General features: G+C 34.4%; 14 protein-coding genes. 11 read left to right on the top strand and 3 right to left on the bottom strand.

From position 1 onward, the window contains the following. Positions 1-6: 6 nt before the first annotated feature. Genes ACZ47B_RS06645 through ACZ47B_RS06630 form a run of 4 tightly spaced genes read left to right on the top strand, consistent with a single transcriptional unit; the run spans position 7 to position 2,864 of the window. The gene (locus tag ACZ47B_RS06645; protein ID WP_464893755.1) at positions 7-1,650 is read left to right on the top strand and encodes an inorganic phosphate transporter; all 1,644 of its coding nucleotides are present in this window, start codon (positions 7-9) and stop codon (positions 1,648-1,650) included. Further along, entirely contained in the window at positions 1,647-2,093 is a 447-nt protein-coding gene (locus ACZ47B_RS06640) for an iron-sulfur cluster assembly scaffold protein (protein ID WP_464893754.1), read from the top strand. Before ACZ47B_RS06645 ends, ACZ47B_RS06640 begins: the two co-directional genes overlap by 4 nt. Positions 2,094-2,097: 4 nt before the next feature. Beyond that, positions 2,098-2,388, top strand: a complete 291-nt coding sequence (locus ACZ47B_RS06635; RefSeq protein ID WP_464893753.1) for a hypothetical protein — start codon at positions 2,098-2,100, stop codon at positions 2,386-2,388. Then, the gene (locus ACZ47B_RS06630; RefSeq protein ID WP_464893752.1) at positions 2,388-2,864 is read left to right on the top strand and encodes a hypothetical protein; all 477 of its coding nucleotides are present in this window, start codon (positions 2,388-2,390) and stop codon (positions 2,862-2,864) included. The genes ACZ47B_RS06635 and ACZ47B_RS06630 overlap by 1 nt, the downstream gene beginning before the upstream one ends. Here ACZ47B_RS06630 and ACZ47B_RS06625 read toward each other — a convergent pair. Genes ACZ47B_RS06625 through ACZ47B_RS06615 form a run of 3 tightly spaced genes read right to left on the bottom strand, consistent with a single transcriptional unit; the run spans position 2,861 to position 7,749 of the window. Continuing rightward, the gene (locus ACZ47B_RS06625; protein WP_464893751.1) at positions 2,861-5,428 is read right to left on the bottom strand and encodes a M14 family metallopeptidase; all 2,568 of its coding nucleotides are present in this window, start codon (positions 5,426-5,428) and stop codon (positions 2,861-2,863) included. The two genes, ACZ47B_RS06630 and ACZ47B_RS06625, sit on opposite strands and share 4 nt — an antisense overlap. A gap of 6 nt (positions 5,429-5,434) precedes the next feature. Beyond that, on the bottom strand, positions 5,435-6,847 hold the full coding sequence (locus ACZ47B_RS06620; protein ID WP_464893750.1) for a helix-hairpin-helix domain-containing protein: 1,413 nt from the start codon (positions 6,845-6,847) through the stop codon (positions 5,435-5,437). Further along, positions 6,847-7,749, bottom strand: a complete 903-nt coding sequence (locus ACZ47B_RS06615; RefSeq protein WP_464893749.1) for an ATP-grasp domain-containing protein — start codon at positions 7,747-7,749, stop codon at positions 6,847-6,849. Before ACZ47B_RS06615 ends, ACZ47B_RS06620 begins: the two co-directional genes overlap by 1 nt. A gap of 81 nt (positions 7,750-7,830) precedes the next feature. On the opposite strand from ACZ47B_RS06615, the gene ACZ47B_RS06610 reads away from it, so the two are divergent. From ACZ47B_RS06610 to ACZ47B_RS06580, 7 genes are all read left to right on the top strand, one after another. Further along, positions 7,831-8,928, top strand: a complete 1,098-nt coding sequence (locus ACZ47B_RS06610) for a M20 family metallopeptidase (protein WP_464893748.1) — start codon at positions 7,831-7,833, stop codon at positions 8,926-8,928. Between the two features lie 173 nt (positions 8,929-9,101). Continuing rightward, positions 9,102-10,649, top strand: a complete 1,548-nt coding sequence (locus ACZ47B_RS06605) for a ShlB/FhaC/HecB family hemolysin secretion/activation protein (RefSeq protein WP_464893747.1) — start codon at positions 9,102-9,104, stop codon at positions 10,647-10,649. After that, entirely contained in the window at positions 10,646-11,635 is a 990-nt protein-coding gene (locus ACZ47B_RS06600) for a hypothetical protein (RefSeq protein WP_464893746.1), read from the top strand. Before ACZ47B_RS06605 ends, ACZ47B_RS06600 begins: the two co-directional genes overlap by 4 nt. Continuing rightward, a complete protein-coding gene (locus tag ACZ47B_RS06595) occupies positions 11,632-16,854 on the top strand; it encodes a two-partner secretion domain-containing protein (protein WP_464893745.1) in 5,223 nt (1,740 codons plus the stop codon). Before ACZ47B_RS06600 ends, ACZ47B_RS06595 begins: the two co-directional genes overlap by 4 nt. Further along, entirely contained in the window at positions 16,841-17,158 is a 318-nt protein-coding gene (locus tag ACZ47B_RS06590; protein ID WP_464893744.1) for a hypothetical protein, read from the top strand. The genes ACZ47B_RS06595 and ACZ47B_RS06590 overlap by 14 nt, the downstream gene beginning before the upstream one ends. Before the next feature lie 91 nt (positions 17,159-17,249). After that, positions 17,250-18,704: a DUF637 domain-containing protein gene (locus tag ACZ47B_RS06585; RefSeq protein ID WP_464893743.1), complete on the top strand. Its 1,455-nt coding sequence runs from the start codon at positions 17,250-17,252 to the stop codon at positions 18,702-18,704. Then, on the top strand, positions 18,704-19,180 hold the full coding sequence (locus tag ACZ47B_RS06580; protein WP_464893742.1) for a hypothetical protein: 477 nt from the start codon (positions 18,704-18,706) through the stop codon (positions 19,178-19,180). Before ACZ47B_RS06585 ends, ACZ47B_RS06580 begins: the two co-directional genes overlap by 1 nt. The last annotated feature ends 1 nt before the right edge of the window (position 19,181 follow it).

Below are 19,181 nucleotides of genomic sequence, written 5' to 3'. Positions count from 1 at the left end.
ATAACTTTGGAAATCAATGCTATAAAAAAGATAGAAAAGAAAGCTATCAAATCCAGCAGAATGAGTTTGGTGAGGTTAGGTTTTGCCCTGTTTTTCATATTTGCCGTTTTTTTATATGTTTATATAAATGAAGGCGGAGTTGAAAACAATACATTTTTAATCATAGCTTCATTGTTCGGTGCATATATGGCTATGAATATCGGAGCGAACGATGTAGCGAACAATATCGGACCTGCAGTCGGCTCCAAAGCTCTTACTATGGGCGGAGCTATAGCAATAGCTGCGATATTTGAAGCAAGTGGAGCCTTGATAGCCGGTGGGGATGTGGTGCAAACCATCAAAAAAGGCATCATTGACATCCACTCTTTCGGATTTGACATCCACTCTTTCATATGGGCTATGATGGCTGCACTTTTGGCGGCTGCTTTGTGGCTAAACTTTGCTACATACTTCAAGGCTCCTGTTTCAACCACTCACTCCATAGTAGGTGGTGTCATGGGAGCGGGTATAGCGGCTTTTGGATTTGGTGTGGTTTCTTGGGGGACTATGGGTGCTATAGTTGCTTCTTGGATCATATCACCGGCTATTGGCGGAGTGATAGCTGCTATCTTTTTATACGGCATAAAGAAAACTATCATTTTTAAAGATGACAGGATAAATAGCGCAAAAAAATGGATACCTTTTTATGTGGGTGTAATGGGCTGGGCATTTGCCACATATATAACACTGAAAGGTTTTAAACATGTCTGGCCTGATATTGTAAGTTTTATAAACTCCATGGTTTCCATACTACCTGAAACTAAAAAGCCTACATTTTTAACGGCTAATGTCATAGGTCTTATAGTGGCTGTCATAGTTTATTTTTATACAAAGAAAAAATTGCAAAATACTGATATAGAAAATGACAGTAGAAAAAGTATAAGTGCATATTTTACTATCCCGCTTATCTTTGCAGCTGCACTTTTGAGTTTCGCTCATGGCGCAAATGATGTAGCAAATGCCGTAGGACCTCTTGCGGCTATAAGTGATGCGGTTATCAACAATGCCATATCACCAAAAGCCGGTATCCCATTTTGGGTAATGGCAGTAGGAGGTTTTGGCATATCGACAGGTTTAGCGCTTTACGGACCAAAGCTTATACGAACTGTAGGAAGTGAGATAACAGAACTTGACAAGATAAGAGCTTTTTCTATCGCTATCGCAGCAGCCATAACAGTTATCTTGGCTAGCCAATTGGGACTTCCCGTTAGTTCAACTCATATAGCCTTAGGTGGAGTATTTGGAGTCGGATTTTTAAGAGAATGGTTAGATAGGGTTAAAAATCTTGAAGATAAAGCCCAGATAGAGAGGATAAACCTTGAAGATGAAAAAGCTCATTTGGAAGAGTTGAAAAGTAGCTTCAAAGAACTTCAAAGCCAAGAAGATAAGAGTTTGGAAGATTATGAAAAGATAGTTGAACTTATAAAAGAGATAAGAGATGAAGAGAAGAAGATAAAAAAAGAGAAAAAAGCCATAAAGAGTATCAAAAAAGAAAAATACGTCAAAAGAGATGCTCTTAAAAAGATAGTTGCCGCGTGGATAGTGACCGTTCCTGTCGCCGCACTGCTTTCAGCTATGATATTTTTTATGTTAAAAGGGATGTTTATATGATAGCTTTTACAAAAGAGCAAGAGTCGGAATTAAGAGAGCATTTTAACAATCCAAAAAATTTTGGCAAGATGTTGGAGTATGATGCAAAAGGAGTATGTGTAAATCCCGAAAAAAAGGCTAAAACTACTATATTTTTAAAAGTGGATGAAAATGATATCATACAGGATATAAAATTTTTGATAAAAGGGTGTAAGAGTACACTGCTAACGGGTTCGCTTTTTACCGAGACTGTTAAAGGGCACTCTGTGTATGATGGAGTTGAATTGAGTAAAGATTTGCTCAAAGAGTTAGAAGCTGACTTGACTCCGGACAAGGAGAAACCCAGACTCGTGATGAATGCCTATATAGCTGCGGTACAAAATTATGAAGATAGAAAAAACGGAAGCAGTGAAGATGAAAAAGAGGTAACCATACACTCATCTTCATATTACACGGAAGATTAAAGACATGAATCTTCTTGTACCGGTCGATAAAAATCATAAAATATCATCTATAAGCGATAAGGTGGGTTGGGCATTTGTTTCTCTTGAAAATGGTAGTAAGATAGATGAAAAAATTTATAAAAGTAAAAGCGATATTGATGAGATGCTTGATTATGTTGTCATTAAAGATAAAAATGAAGACATAGATGATTTTTTAGACGAAGATATAGGTGTGCTTATCGCTCCGTTTCAAGAGGAAGTGGATGATGTCATAGAAGCTTTTATGTTTAGAGAATTGTATGAATTGGGTAGTTGATGATAAATGATATAAAAGAGTTGTTTAGTGTTATACCAAATTATCCGGGGATGAATATATGTCTTGTAGATGAATTTGGCGTAAAAGAGTCATTTATCGAGTATTGTAAAGAAAATGAAGCAACTTTGTATCTAAAAAATCTCAACGACAATCTTGATAACAATTTGGATAATGATTTTATCAAAGTGGAAAAGTTTGACTTTAATGATAAAAGATACAATTTACACTCTGTTTTATATGATTTTACATATCTTTGCTGTGATGTAGATGATGATATACTGCCTGAAGTGCTTAAAAAATTTTACAGAGTTATAAAAAATGCGGGATATCTGTATCTATTTTCCAAAGATGAAGATGTAAATTCCCTTATATCTCTTTTGGAAGAGACAAACTTCGTATCAGTTAATGTCATTGACACCTACAAAGATACAAAAGTTATCTCAGCCCAAAAGATGCATGGGTGGATGAAAGTTTAAGGTATAAAGTGTAAAACTGCCGGTTCGGAATAGTTTGGAACATTATCGTAAGTAAAAACACTATAATACTTCTCTTTATCAAGCGATCCAAATGTATCGTAAGTATATCCGTCTTTTCCACCGTATATCTTTACTCCGTCCATAAAGTTTTTTGGTGGATGAAAAGAGTTTCTGACTACATAAGCTCCTACAAAATCACTCTCTTGAGGGTTATTCCATAAAAGTTTGATCTTGCCTTTTTCTATGATGTATTTCAAGTTGGTAACTTTTGGAAGAGCTTTTTTACGCCTGTTGATATACTCTATGATGAGCTTTGGTTTTGTGCTCCATTTTACGATTCTGTTTTTTGTATTATCATCTGTTGAGATGGGATTGATGATGATCTCAAGGTTTTTACCATGCGTATGTGCATTTTCAAGTGACAGTTTTGAGAGAGTATCAAATATAAAGTAATGTTTTCTTTTTTTGTCCAAGTCTGCATCCCTTAGTTCATACCCTATATACTCGATGCGTTCTCTGTTTTTTATATCCTGATAACTCAATATCTCACTGTTTTCTAGAAGCTCAAGATAAAAGCTGATGCCTTTTGGTTTTAGATACACAGTTTGGTTGTTTAACTCTATATATGCTTTTGTTATAACTGTATTTTCATGATCAGGTAAAGTTGATAAATCATACTCCAAATGCCCATATATCTTTTGCCCATTTTTATCAAATCCGCTCTCTAAAGAATCTTTTTTTGCATTTATTCCAATGGATTGCAAAATTTTTGGTGTTATTTCTATCTTTTGCGATGGGATAGTATACTTTATCTCAAGCATCGGTCTATAGTGCAATCCTCCTCCAAACTTTCCATAGCCTATATCAAACTGCATCATTTGAGAGTCTTCACCGTAAGGCAGGCTTTTTGGTCCGTCAAGCCTGAAGATGACCTTTTTTCTTTGGAGTTCCTGCTGGAGCAAAGAGCATTGATAAGCTGAAAAGTCCCAATAGTTCCAAATACCCTGAGTAAGAGACTGGGACTTTATAGGATCTCCTATAACTTGCTTGGAAGTGGCATTTTCTACCTGATTGAAATCAGCCACATCATTTATCTCTTCACTATCTATAAGTGAGAGATTCCATTCACCATATCTCTCTATCTTTGCAGCAACCCTATTCATGGGATATAGATGAAATTTTGCCTGTTTTATGATAGCATCAGTTGGGATAGAGCTTATATCAAAAGATACTACACCATCACAAATTCCCCTTTTTGTATCAATTCCGACAAAAAGAGAGTTATTTCCAAAGTGTGAACGGTTGTTCTCTTGCATTTTTTCACCCACATAACCGGTTTCGCTCTTCAGTGCAAAAAGCATTTTGGAAAATTCTTCTTTTTTAAGGTTTGTTTTTACTTTTACGACAGGAGCGAAAGGAGACTTGAGTTTGGTTTTTTTATTGACTGCTCTTATAGTGTAGTAGTAAAGTGTGGAAGACTCTAACTCTATATCGCAAAAGTTATGCTCTTTTGTGATGCCGACTATATTGTGACTTTCACAAGATGCTTTATCTTTTGTATTTCTATATATCTCAAAGTATATATCATCTCTTAGTTCATAATCCCATGAAAATCCCACTTCATTTTCATCTACATTTGTAATAGTGAAGTTATCTACCCTTCTTGGAGCGATCGGTGCATAGTTTACAACTTCTTCAAAAGCTCTTAAAAGGGCAGGGATGTTTTCGTGTATTGAGCTACTCATCACTTTCATATAATCAGGTATATTTTTAGTACCTACTTCAACGACACTTGCTATGATGCCTTTTGAGTAGTAGTACTCTCTGCCGCTTCCACTTATAAGTTTAGCAGGCGGTTTTCCTCTGTGTATCCCATATCTTCTACCTGTAACTTTGTGGATTTGTTCATTCATGTTCGCACAAAGTGTATTGAGATCAGTTCCATCTATCTCTTCTTCGTGTCTAAACTTGTGAGCAGGAAAAAAGACATTGCCTTGAGAGTGATAGTCAAGTGCTATGGTTATGTTTGGATGAGTATCGACGAACTCTTTTATAGCTCTTGTTTCAGGCTCACTAAAAGGCTCTTCTCCTCCGTAAACATTTGAACTCATAGGTCTTGTTTTTTTAAATCCTATGGAAAAGTTACGATTTAAATCCACTCCGTATGAGCCATCAGGGTTTTTTCTTCTATTTTTTCTCCAAAAAGAGAAGTGTTTTCTTGAGTATTCAAATCCATCAGGATTTAGACAAGGAACCAGATAAAAAGTAGATCTTTTTAGATACTCCTCTATCTTAGGGTTTGTATCATAATTTTTTAAAACATACTCTATAAACTTAAGAGCAAGTTCATGCCCTATCCACTCTCTCGCATGGATAGTTCCGGTAAACAAAAGTGCCGGTTTATTGTCTGCATTTTGTATATCAAGGGAGAGGCTAGCCAAGATGATTTCTCTATCCTCATGAGTTTTTCCGATACTTTTGATGCTTAGTATATCGGGATATTTGCTTGAAAGTTCTTCAAGTAAAGTAATCCCGTCATTATATGAAAGATACTGATTTTTCACCTATATTTACTTCCTCTCTATAAGAAATTCATTCCATTTTTTTAGTAATTTATCTACTATTTTTTTAGATATCCCTTTTATCTCAAGAAGTTTATCAGGATCAAAATTCAATGTCTTTACTATCTTTGAAGGTTTTATCTCATCAAGAATTTTTTTAGCTTTTTTATGCCCTATACCTTCAACACTTTTTAAGAATTTCAGTATATCTTTTTCATTTAGTTTTATCTTTTTGGATGCCTCATCTCCGCTGACTGCGGGTGGGTTGCTATCTTTTAAATTTTTAACTTTCATAGACTTTACACTTTTTAGAGCAAACCTGTCTTGAAAATTCCACACTTCACTTGGCCACTCTTCAAAATTTTTAGGTTTTACATCAAACATGGGGTACTTTTCATCAAGCCTATGGATATAAACTTTCTCTTTACCAAAAACTTTTTTCTTTTTACCAAAATATGCCCCGTCAAAACTTTTTCTATATGCTCCAAAAGTGATATGTCTCATGGTTCTAAGAAGTGAACTGTCTATCTTGCCAAGCTCTTCCCAGTTAAACATAGGTATATGAGGCTTTCTAAACTTACCATCGCTTAAACTCCACATTAGATACTGCCCTATCCAGTCTCTGATATATGGAAAAGCAGCAAAAGCCGTAGCACATTCGAGTATCCTTACTTTACCGTCTTTTCCGTATGCTACATCACAAGCCCAGTACTCTGCATTGGCAGCTTTGCTGACTTTAACAGCTAAGTCCAAAACAGACTTTGGAACATCTTGATAATCCATACTTCCGCCCTGGCTTGTATTGGTTAGCCACTCACCCTTTGGCGGTCTTCTCCAAAAAGCACACACAGGCTTATGACCTATAAGCATAACTCTTATATCAGCTTCCATCGGTACGAAATCCTGTAGATACATAGGATGATACTTTTTTTCATCAAAAAGCTTTATAGCCTCTTTTTTACTATCAACCTTATGCACAAAGTATCCGCCATAGTTTGATGGTCCATAACTTCTTTTTACAATTTTTGGATATTTTGTTCTTTTTAAAAATTCATAACCCTTTTTTCTATCATAAAAGATATATGTCTTTGGCACGGGTAGATTATATTTCCATGCAAATCTTGTAACATTCTCTTTTGACTTGTTTGAAAACTGAGTATCCAAAGAGGGGATAAATCTCACATGAGGAAGTTCTCTTGCGATTTCTCTAAAAGTCTCATAAGCGGTTGCAGGGATATTGCCTATAAGAACATCTATCTTTTTCTTTTTAACCTCTTTGATAAATCTATCTTTATCGTTTTTCCAATGATATGTTACAGTTTCTATCCTGTCAGGCCACCCTTTGAAGTTTGAGCGGTCAAAAAACCTCAAAACATAATCCAAATACAACAGTCCGATTTTCGGTAACTTTTTCTTTGCCATCATTTTCCCTTTAATTTTTTTTCTATCAAATCCGCAATCTTATCTATCTTTCTATCATTGAAATTTAGTCCCATTTTCTCCTGTTCAGGTGTTGCAAATGCGGGTATGCCATTTACTTCAAGAACTATATACTCTTCTTTTTCTCTGTCATATATGATATCTACTCCCGCTATATCAAGCCCTGTTACCTTTGCCGCTTTTTTTGCGAGTTCGATAAGCTTATCATCCGCTTCTCTTAAAAATACAGACCCACCGCTAGTAACATTTGTTCTCCAGTCACCTTTTCTTGCTCTTCTACCGTAACATGAGATAAATTCACCGTCAACTATATCCACTCTAAAGTCAGTCCCGTCATAATCGACGAATTTTTCAAGATATAAAAACCTCAAATCAGCCTGGTTCAAAAATGGCATCAACACATCAAGTGTAGCTTCGTTTTCTATCCTTGTAAGTCCGACTCCGCCCCAGCCATCAACCGGTTTGTAAACCATCTTTTTCCACTCTTTGATAAATTCTCTAAGATACTTTTCGTCATCTCTGTGACAAAGCCTGAAATCAGTCGTAGGGATACCGTTTAGTTTCAGGGTGAAAGTCGTCTGAAACTTATCTTCGGTAAGCTCAAATGCTTCATAAGAGTTTATAAAAGGCATGACCCTGTTTAAAGTCTTGTACAGATAGACTTGATACTGGGTCTGTTCACCTGCATTGTATGTGAAAAAAAGATCCAAATCATTTAAAATAAGATCATCTATGATGACATTCGTGTCTTTTACTACAGCATTTCTCAGGTTTAGTCCCGTTTTTGCGTCAATACCTCTCTCTTTAAGTTTGGATACAAGCTTTTCTTCTATCTTGTCACCACCGCCGTTTTGATACATCCAGATACCAACGGTTTTTTTCATGGCTTTTCCTTGAGAATTAATGATATATTTTACTAAAAAATACTATAATATCGGCTTAGAAAGCAGATAAAGGCGGCAAAAATGAAATTTTTAAAAGAGTTAAAACAACTTGTAGAGATAAACTCATATACCGGAAATAAAGCCGGAGTGGATAAAAACGGAGAAATTTATATAACGAAGATGATACCGCTTGGTTTTGAGTATGAGATATTTAAAAGAGACCATATCGGAGATCATATACTTTTCAAATCACCCAAAAAAGAGGGCAAGAAACTTCTACTTTTAGGTCATATGGATACTGTATTTCCAGAAGGTAGTTTCGAGGGTTTTAGTGAAGATGAAGAGTGGGTGTACGGCCCTGGTGTTTGTGATATGAAAGGCGGCAACATAGTAGCTATAGAAGCATTAAGGGAGCATTTTTTCAAATATGGCAAGATTGAAAATATAGACTTTTTGCTTGTCAGTGATGAAGAAGGGGGAAGTGATGACTCTAAATTCGTTACTGAAAAATTGGCAAAAGATTATGATTATGCTCTTGTATATGAAGCAGCAGGAAAAGAGATGGAAGTGGTAATAGCAAGAAAAGGTGCGGGAACTTTTTTTCTTGAAATAGAGGGGAAACCTGCCCATGCAGGCAACAATTACGCTCTTGGGATCGATGCCAACTTGGAAGCAAGTTATAAACTCCAAAAACTCAAAGGATTGACTGACCTTGAAAAAGGAACAACGGTAAATGTTGGAAAAATCGAAGGCGGAGTAGGGGCAAACACCATCTCTCCTTTTGCAAAACTGACTTTTGAAGCAAGATACACTTCAACAAAAGAGAGAGACAGGGTTTTAAAAGAGATAGATAACATCGTGCAAATATCCTATGTAAAAGGAAGCAAGTCAGTTTTAAGTGGCGGTATCCAAAGAGATGTTATGGAACCAAGTAAGAAGCAGACAGAATTTTTAAACAATATAGAAAAATATTGTGATATACAACTCAAAACGGAAAAAAGAGGCGGAGTAAGTGATGCAAATGTAGTAGCTTCAGCCGGAACGACAGTGCTTGACGGTTTTGGTCCTTTTGGCGACGGAGATCACACCAAGAAAGAGAGAGCCCTAAAAAAGAGCTTCAAAGAGAGGATAGAGTTAAACAGAAAGATTTTTGAAGGCATAACCGAGGGCAAGATATAGATGTAAAAATACCTCATACACAAAAATAAATATGTAAACTTTTAATAACTTTTAAATAAAAAATATAGTATTATGTATCAATTGTTTACTTTAAGGTTTTTTGATGAGGTATATTTTTCTGTTTTTAATTTTGTTAAACGGCTTTATATATGCAAATGCCGTCAAAGCCGTAAATGATAGAATCAACTTTGAAAATCAAAAAAAAAGTATATAAAAAACTACAACATTTAAAAAATCAAAAGATACCTTTCTACAATACAAATAAACCCCAAACTTCTTTTATGAACAAAGATAAAAAATGCTTTTATATAAAAAAGATAAAGATAAAAGGTGTAACTCTTTTAAGCGAACAAGAGCAAAACAAAGTACTTAAGCCCTACATAAACCGCTGTGATACATTGCAAGATATCAAGGATATCATAAACAAGCTAAATACTCTTTATATGGATAAAGGATATATTACTTCAAGAGTTTTCATAAAGCCACAAAATCTCTCCAAAGGAGTTTTACGACTCTTTTGCATCGAGGGTAGGATTGATAAGATAAAACCCGATAAGTTGTATATAAAAGATGTTTTTTTAGGACAAAGAGGTGATGTGCTTGATCTTAGAAAAGTTGAAGATGCGATAGAGCTTATAAATCGCCTCTCTTCAAACCATGCTACTTTGGATATAACACCGTCTAAAAAAACAGGCTACAGTGATATCATTATAAAAAACAAAACTTCCAAAAGAGTCGGCGGTTTATTTGAAGCGGATAACTACGGAAGTGAAAAAACAGGAAGAGTGCAGGGAAGTTTGACTCTAAACATAGATGATATGTTGGGTATAAATGACAGAGTAAGCATAGTGTTAAACGGTACACAAAAAGAGTTTGAAGATGAAAACTCCAAAGGCAACTCATTTTCTTTCTCTTTTCCTGTAGGCAGGGTATCAAGTGATTTTAGCTACTCTAAAACAAGCTACAAACAGTATGAGAAAGCAAATATAACAAACTACAAGATAAACGGCGATACGCAAACATTTAGATATGATCTCTCATATAAACTCTACCATGATCAAACAAACAGTATCAAAGCGGGAATCAGTGTCTCTCACTCGAAAAATAAAAACTATATAGAAAATACTCTTATCCAAACCTCCTCATACTCCCTTTCAAATACCGGTTTCAATGTAAACTTTTTACATAACGGTCGTGATATTTATGCTTATATTTTATTTGATTATGAAAAAGGCACCAAATGGTTCGGTACATACAATCCTACCGAATTAAATCCGAGATTTTCTCTTTATACCGTTGATCTTGTATTTAGAAAAAACTTTTCATTGTTAAACTACTCTTTGCAAACCCACTATCAGCATACAAAAGATAAGCTTTTTAGCAATTTTCGCATCAGCATAGGCGGAGCCTACAGTGTAAGAGGATATGAAGATGAGGGACTTAGCGGTGATAACGGCTACTACTTTAGAAACGAATTTGAAAAACCTCTTCATAGCAAACTTTTTGGCTTTCTTCATCAAAGTTACTTTGCAGCACTTGACGGCGGGCATATAAAAAAAGAGAGTGATTCAAACGGAGGAAATTTACTAAGTTATACCATAGGAGGGAGGTTTTCATACGGCGGATTTGACTGCATGATGTACTATGCAAAACCCATATATAAAGATGTTGTAAGTTCAGTTAAAAGTTTTGTAGGTTTTACTTTGGAGTATAAATTTTGATAAAAAAAGCGGTTTTATTTCTTGTCTTGGTATTTGCGGGATATATCGCCATACATCTTAGCCAAGATAGAAACAAGTTTTATGTGATGCAAAAGTATGACAAAAAGTCAAAATCTCGATATTACTTTTGCAAAGAAAACAGACTTTGCAAAGTAGTCAAAAAAGGAATTGTCATATCTTATGCTATAGATAAAAACGGCTATAGGGCAAAAAAATACATAAACGGCAAACTTACTGAAAAATACTACTGGATCGGGGAAGGGAGGTTAAAGAGCGTTACGGATAAAAAAGGGGATATTTTAAGAGAGTATTTGTATAAAGGAGAGTTTGACAAACTGCCCTACGGTATGATTGAAAACGGCAAAAGGTACATTTTTTTATATAACACAATGAGATCACTTAGAGTTCTAAGAGATACATACGGCGATATCGTAAAAGTATTGTACTACGATAAAAAAGGAGATATTGTAAAAGATACAAATCCTTATATAAAGGTTGACTTTTCTTATGCCGGCGGTATTTGGGATAAAGACGCAAAACTTCTCTTTTTCGATGACGGAGTTTATGATCCGCTTATATCCAAATGGATATCCAAGGTCAAAAAAAGAGATATCATCAAAAATCTAAAAAAGTTAAATAGTTTGAAAAAAGATGATGTTTACATATGCAAAGCGACTTTGGATACATTTTATCACTCTTTTATATGCTCCGAAAATAGATGCGGAGGATTGTATGCCGCAGAGTATATGAGCTATTTTAACGCAAAAGGGTATATGCTTGACAATTCTATATATTTCAATAACAAATACTGCAAAAAGATAAAATTGCCCAAAAATATAGATAAAAAAAGATTTGCTAAATGTGTTTACAAAAGAATTATTCCAAGAGGAGGGGAATATTTTGATGCGTTTAAGCATAATTGTCATGACGAAGTAAGTGATATCATAAAAACCTGCACTAAAAAAGCTTTAAAGGAGAAACTATGAAATCAACCCCCATCCCAACCATCCTTTACATCACCCTCCTACTCCTCTCTCAAACCATCCAGGCCTCAGGTATAAAAGTAGATACCAAAGCTCCCGCTTCAAACAGAGCAACCCTCACAAAAGCTCCAAACGGTATCCCCGTCATAAACATAGTAAAACCAAACTCAAGTGGTCTATCGCACAATAAATTTACCTCTTACAGCGTAGAAAAACAAGGAGTTATACTAAATAATTCAAACAAAGTGGTAAAAACCAAGTTAGCGGGTTATATATCATACAATCCCAACTTAAAATCAAACAGTGCTACAACCATACTAAACGAAGTAACGGGAACTTCCAAATCTCTTTTGAAAGGTTTTAGCGAAATAGCCGGTAAACAAGCAAATCTTATCATAGCAAATCCAAACGGTATAATGATAAACGGCGGAGGATTTATAAACACCCCTAAAGTCACTCTTACTACCGGAACTCCTCTGTTTAAAAACGATACCTTTAAAGGCTTTGATGTAAAAAGAGGAGATATAAGCATAGAAGGAGAAGGCTTTAACGCAAACAACATAGACTCTGTAGCTCTTTTTTCAAAAGCTCTTCATATCAACGCAAAACTCTATGCAAACAACTTGGATATAAAAACAGGCTCAAACCTCATAAACAATCAAGCAAAGATAACTTCAACACCTAATAGCGGAAGCGGAGTAAGCATAGACTCTTCACTTCTTGGAGGAGTATATGCAAATACTATAACTTTAACAAGCAGTGACAAAGGAGTAGGAGTAAATCTTCCCGATGAAGTCTTGACTCAGGATAGTTTAAGCTTAAACGCAAACGGAGATATAAGCTTAAAAAAGATAGTAGCATCCAAACATATAGATATATCATCCTCTTCAAACATAGCCTCTTTAGATAAGATATACGCAAACACTATAAACCTAAAAGCGGACAAAGATATAAACATAAAAACAAACGGTATCCTAAATGCTTTTAAAAATTATCAATTATCCTCTTTAAACTTAAATAACCAAGGAGAGATAAGCGCACTTGAAGGATATGATACAAGTAGCGTGCAAACATCAAACACTCTAAACAACCAAGGCTTGATAGCAGGATATGATCTTCGCATGCAAGCAAACGATATAACAAACCAAGGAGCCTTCTACTCAAAAAACAATCTTTTCATTAACGCAAACGATCTATCCAACGATGTGATGATAAGAAGTAACAAAGATATAAATCTACTGATAAAAAACACTCTTCATAACTCCAAAGAGGGTATGATATACTCTGATGGTTCTTTGAACATCCAGGCAAATGAGAACAGAGATAAGATAAACACTATAACAAACGAAGGAGTTATGCAAGCAGGAGGAGATATAAATATATATGCAAACACTCTAAACAACCAAGCATCCTCTCCTTTGATAAAAGACTCCGCAACTACTTCCACCAAAGTCGTCTCAAGAGGGGGTTCAAACGATTATGATATAGTTACTACAAATATAAAAACCCAGGTAGTAAACCTCTCTTCAAATCCGGCTTTGATACTAAGCGATAAAAATATAAACATAGATGTAAACACTCTAAATAACAACTACTCCCTTATAGCCGCCAACGGTGATATAACCCTAAATGCAAACCATGCAAATAATCTGGGTAAAATCATACTGAAGGTAACAAAAACCGTAACCAAGCAATACAGAGACGAAAGATACTGCTCTTCAAGCGGACCGTCCGGAGTATGCTTCAACCATAAACACAGAGCCGCATACAGAGGAACATTTACGACCGTAGAGACCACAAGACTTCCTCTTGTAAACTACGGCATACAAGCCGGAGGCTCTTTGAAAGGAGATGTAGTTACCCTAAACAACCTAAGCCAACAAGCAGGCTCTTTAAACGATACCCAAATCCTGCAAAAACTCCAACTCATAAAAGCCATAGAAACAGACTCTTCAAATATCCAGACAAATCACTCTCTTTTAAAAGCAAGCAGCGAAGATGAGTTAAATCTTTTATCAAATACAAAGAACTCTATAGACCAAGTAGTTAGCAAGGATGATTTAAATAACTTTAAAAACAACCTCAATACCCTAAAAGATACCCTTATAAAACATCTTCAAGAAGATAAGATATCGGTAGATGCTCTAAAATCCTCCATAGAGTCTCAAAGTTCTATATCCAATCCTACGGATATAACCGCTCTTACTCAAAAACTAACTGAGCTTAAAAATACACTTTTAAACACTCAAGTCGATATACAAAGCTTAGATACCCTAAATAACTCCATAACCACACTAAATGATTTTAACAAAAACAAAGAGAAACTAAAAAACTTATCAAAAAGTATAAAAGACAAATTTGACTTAAAAGCACAAATGCTAAACGATACTTCTACAGATGCCAAGATAACAAATATCATCTCCTCTTTACAAAGCGAAGATTCAAGCTTGAGAGAAGAGATAGATAAAGCCATAGATATAAAAAAGGATATAACATACAAACTCATATCTAAAGACGAAGGATTGTATCGCATAAATACTATCCACTCACTCCAAGCTTCACAACCTGTAAATACAAACATAGACAACACCGTAAACATAAACTCCATAACCCTCCCAAAAGGCAAATACTCCCTCTTTTTAACAAACTACTCTCCTGCTTCACCCTATCTCATAGAGGCAAACCCTCTTTATACGGATTACTCTACTTTTATAAGCAGTGACTATATGCTAAAAAAACTAAAATTAGATCCAAATAGTATCATAAAAAGACTCGGTGACGGTATGTATGAGACAAACTTCATAAGAGACTCTATCATACGCCTAAAAGGAGAGAGATACCTAAAAGGCTTCACCTCGGATAAAGCCCAGTACAAATACCTCATGGACAATGCCCTGAGGGTAAAAGATGATCTTCATCTTAGATTTGGAGTAACACTAACCAAAGAGCAGATAAAAAGACTTGATGAAGATATAGTATGGATGGAAAAAGGAGTAGTAAAAGGAGAAGAGGTACTAATTCCTCATCTATATCTAAGCTCAGATGACATCAACTTATACGGCTCTAAAATAGAAGCAAACAACATAAACCTAAACTTAAAAAACAACCTCATAAATAGTGGAAGCATAACGGCAAACAGTGATATAAATATAAAATCAAACAACCTCACAAACTCTAATGCCCTCCTAAGTGCAAAAGGGACTATAAACCTAAACGCCAAAGAAAACATAAACAACCTAAGCTCAACCGTACAAAGCTTAAAAGATATAAACCTAAACGCTTCAAACATAAACTCCCTCACTCTTTTAAAAACAAATTCATACTCTTATAACCAAGGAGACGAACACACCACATCCAAATCAGATACATCCAAGATATCATCAAACAAAAACATAAACCTAAATGCAAAAAAGAGTATAAACATATACAATACAGATATAAAAGCAAACAATGCTTTAACTCTAAAAGCAAAAGATATAACTATAAGCTCACAAGAGAAAAAGCATGACTATAACTTCAACCTTAACGGAGGTTACAACAAAGGAAGCTCTACAAAGCAGTTAACTTCATCTCTAAGGGCAAAAGATATATCAACAAACTCAAATACCCTAAACATAAAAGCTTCATCCCTAAATGCAAACAACAACATAAACATAAATGCAAAAGACTCCCTTGCTATAAAAAATGCTACAAATTCATACTACAGTGACTTTAAACACGAAGTTAAAGGAGGACTCTTTGGTGGAGGAAGCAAACAAAGAGATACCATAAGTACAACCACTCAGATAAAATCCCTCCTAAAAGCAAAAGGCATAAATATAAACTCAAACCAAACAAACCTCATAGCAAGTGATATAAAAGCTCTAAGCACAAAAGTAACCACAAAGATACTAAACCTAATAAGTAAAAAAGATACCTCCTATGAAAACCACTTTAAAAGTAAAAGCGGATTTTTAACAAATACCGTTCAATCCAAAGGATACAATAAAGAAAAAGTAAAAGAGGCTTCCATCCAAACAAACAGTCTTATACTAAACAATAAAGATATAATAGATAAACTAAAAAATATAAAAGCAGATAAAACCCTAACAAAAATCATAAAACAAAACCTCTCCAAAGAGAACATCATAAAGATACTATCAAGTGAATACAGCTTAAACCAAAAAGAGATAAACCAGATAAAAGCAACACTAAACAATAAAGAATGGAATGAAAAGCATACAACTCTCTCAACCTTAGGAGCTATCATAGTAAGTGCGATATCTTCAGCTATCACTTCAGGAGCAGGATCATCACTCATATCATCTTTAACCGCAACAAAAGCAGCATCATTTACCCTAACCCAATCCGTAACAGCAGCAGCCACCCAAGCTGTGGTAACGGGTATAACAACCCAATTAGCCACTTCAGCCATAACAAAAGAGAGTTTTAAACTTGATACCAAATCTCTTATGCAATCAGCAGTAACCGCGGGAGTGTTAAGCTATGTAAACAGTTCAATTATAAAACCAAACTTTACAGATGCTTTAAGAAAAAATATGAACATAACAAAATATGTAAAAAATGCGGCATTAAGAGGAACAGAACAAGGTGTAGTATCAAAGTTAACAGGAGGAAGCTTTCAAAACGGCTTTAAAGCAGGAGCAACACTCTCGATACTAAACGATACTTCTCTTCAAATGAGAAAATATGTAAAAGAAAACTTTGACTATAGTGGAAAGGATGGTAAAAAAGTAAAGCCCAAATATCAAAGTGCCGGGATAAACGGTGATGGGGCTAAGATTGCAGGGAGTCATTTTAGGAAAGTAATTAAAAATAGAGAATTAGTTGGCAAGACAACAGTTATTGCCCCTTTCGGAGGCTCCCAAACAGGCAAAAGACTTTTATTTAAACATGAATACTCCAAAGGCGGCATAATAGACAGCGCATTAGAACACTTTGCCGGACCTCATGACTTTTTATCAAGTTGGAATTATGAAAATATAGATGGAAAAACATATCTAAAATATGATAACTTTATGATAAATGCAAGCAGTGGGCTTCTTCTTTTCCCCGCAGCTCCTCTTGCGGCTTCTACGGCTATAGAGAATAACATAGAACTGATAGACAACATTGTCATAAACAAACACTACAATATCGATAAAGCAAAAGACAAAAAAATAAAGACATTTATGGATTTATACAATCAACAACAAAAGGAAATGAAAAATGAGAATCAATAATATTTTAACTGTAATAGTTATATTGTTTGGCTTAAGTGGGTGTGCTACTGGTCCCGCTACTTATGAAATATTTCAAAAAAACTTAGATATGAGTATAGGAGATAAATTATATCCAGGATTAAGAAATAAAGATAAAAAAACATATGATAAAAACCATTATATTTATATTTTAGAGTATCCTAAAAACTGTATATTTGGTTATATAGTCAAAAAAAATGATCCAGAAATGAAAATAGTTAGTTGGAAAATTATCTCAGGAAAAAAATATTGTAAAGAAAGAGAAGAAACAGTACTGATACAGTAAAAAGTTGTGAAAAGCAAAACTAAAAAACACAATAAAACAGATTGTGTTTAATATGAATAAAACCGTCAAACAATCATAAAAGGAGCAATCTTTGCCAAAAAGATTATCAATAATAATATTAAATATATCCTTGCTTGTAACAATTTCTTTGGCAAACCTAACCCCAACCCTAAACGCAAAGCTTGGCATAAAAGGTATAAAATACAAAAACCTAACCCTAAATCAAAAGATTACAAAAGGATTGGCTAATACTACTTTAAAGAGCGGATTAAAAGAAGCCGTATATGGAGGTAAATATATAAACAACCTAAGAGAAGCGGCAGCAGGTGAGTTTCAAGCTGATTTCTCTCATACCATAGCTAAAAACTATCAAAGCGGAGATATAAATTACTTTGAACATAAACTCTCTCATGCACTTTTGGGAGCCACATCTTCAGCCATAGCCAAAAGAGATATAACAGCAGGAGTCATAGGAGCCCTAAGCGGAGAAGTTATAGGAGAAGATATAAAAGATACTCTAAGCAAAGACGGATACTTTTCACCAAGCGATAAGATATATACAAGATTGTATGCAAACTTAGCAGCTACAATCATATCAGGACTAAGCGGACATGATATGCAAAGTGCATATGATAGCTCAAAGAGTGCGGTTGATAACAATACTTTGTATCTGTATAAAAACAGAGTCGTGGCAACGGATAAGATAGACAATAAAAAGATAGTTAAATTATCATCTAAAGAGTTAGCAAAACTAAGTCAAAAGCTTGATGCTACTCATAAAAAAAGAGTAATAAATACACCTCTTGTAGAAGCATATCTAAACGGTAAAATAGAAGATATACCAAAACAAGATACAACAAAGTTTAAAAGTGTATTTAATTTGGATAACAAGAAAGAGTTTGAAACTCTTAGAGCTAAAACAGATATGAAATATTACGATATAAACAAAAACACAAAGATAGTCTTTTGGAACGGTATGAACAACACAAGAGAGGATGCAAAACAGAGTCAAGCTCTAATAAGCAAAGATTTTTCCAATATAGGACTTTTTAGCAATAAAACACATAATCTCTTAGGAGACTTTTTAGAATGGAAACCAAACTATCTAACCATACAAGATGTACTAAACGGATATATGCTAAGACAACTTCCAAAAGGAACAATTCTTATAACTCACAGTGCCGGAAATGAAGATAGTTATAAAGGATACAAAGTTTTACAGCTTGAAAATGTTAAACTAAAAGACATAAGTCAAATCTCAGTAGGAAGCCCAAGGTCATTAACAGACTTAAAAAAAGAAGGAGCAAAAGTGGGAGTAAAGAACATAGTACAGATAAACAATCCACATGACCCCATAGCAAACGGATGGGTTAACGGGGATGGGGATTATGAGGTGAAATATGGGCTTAAAGATTTAGAGAAATTTAAAATACCGATTTACAATAATCTTAAAAAAAATCATCCTTTTGAAAGCTACTACCCCAAAGTTAAAAAAGAGATAATATTACAAAATACTATTAAAACATCGAAGAGGTTAAAAAAATAATGGACAATAAATTAAAAAAAATACTGATGGTCTTATATTTTTTTACTATTTTTAATGTATGTATAAATATATTTGGTTTATCAAATATATTTATAGCAATAATATTTCACCCATTATCTTTATTTGTATTGATAATAATTATAATAATAAAAGAGAAAATACTATATTTTTCAATATTTATAAAATTACTAATATTTGATATTTTTTTACTATCTTTTTCAATGTTTATATTTGTCGTTCTAGATTTATCAATCGGCTATAGTTTTGGAGGTAGTTTGTTTAGCACAACAAGTCTTCTTAAATTTTTATCAATAGATAAAAGCTCTATAGAAGCAAAAATTTTATTTGCAGGTTTATTCTTCTTATTGTCAAATATAATACTTTTTACAATAGTAAAGCCCTTCATAAACCACTTAGACAAATCCATAAGAAAAATAAAATCAAAAGAAAACACCAATAAGGAAAACAACAAATAAC

The sequence above is a fragment of the Thiofractor thiocamini genome (genome assembly GCF_055384375.1).
The sequence above is the reverse complement of the archived record's forward strand: the minus strand, read 5'-3'. Positions and strand labels throughout refer to the sequence as shown.

Coding starts and splice junctions, on each gene's coding strand:
- ACZ47B_RS06640 (WP_464893754.1), top strand. CDS start 1,647: ATGATAGCTTTTACAAAAGAGCAAGAGTCGGAATTAAGAGAGCATTTT.
- ACZ47B_RS06635 (WP_464893753.1), top strand. CDS start 2,098: ATGAATCTTCTTGTACCGGTCGATAAAAATCATAAAATATCATCTATA.
- ACZ47B_RS06630 (WP_464893752.1), top strand. CDS start 2,388: ATGATAAATGATATAAAAGAGTTGTTTAGTGTTATACCAAATTATCCG.
- ACZ47B_RS06620 (WP_464893750.1), bottom strand. CDS start 6,847: ATGGCAAAGAAAAAGTTACCGAAAATCGGACTGTTGTATTTGGATTAT.
- ACZ47B_RS06615 (WP_464893749.1), bottom strand. CDS start 7,749: ATGAAAAAAACCGTTGGTATCTGGATGTATCAAAACGGCGGTGGTGAC.
- ACZ47B_RS06610 (WP_464893748.1), top strand. CDS start 7,831: ATGAAATTTTTAAAAGAGTTAAAACAACTTGTAGAGATAAACTCATAT.
- ACZ47B_RS06605 (WP_464893747.1), top strand. CDS start 9,102: ATGATAGAATCAACTTTGAAAATCAAAAAAAAAGTATATAAAAAACTA.
- ACZ47B_RS06595 (WP_464893745.1), top strand. CDS start 11,632: ATGAAATCAACCCCCATCCCAACCATCCTTTACATCACCCTCCTACTC.
- ACZ47B_RS06590 (WP_464893744.1), top strand. CDS start 16,841: ATGAGAATCAATAATATTTTAACTGTAATAGTTATATTGTTTGGCTTA.
- ACZ47B_RS06580 (WP_464893742.1), top strand. CDS start 18,704: ATGGACAATAAATTAAAAAAAATACTGATGGTCTTATATTTTTTTACT.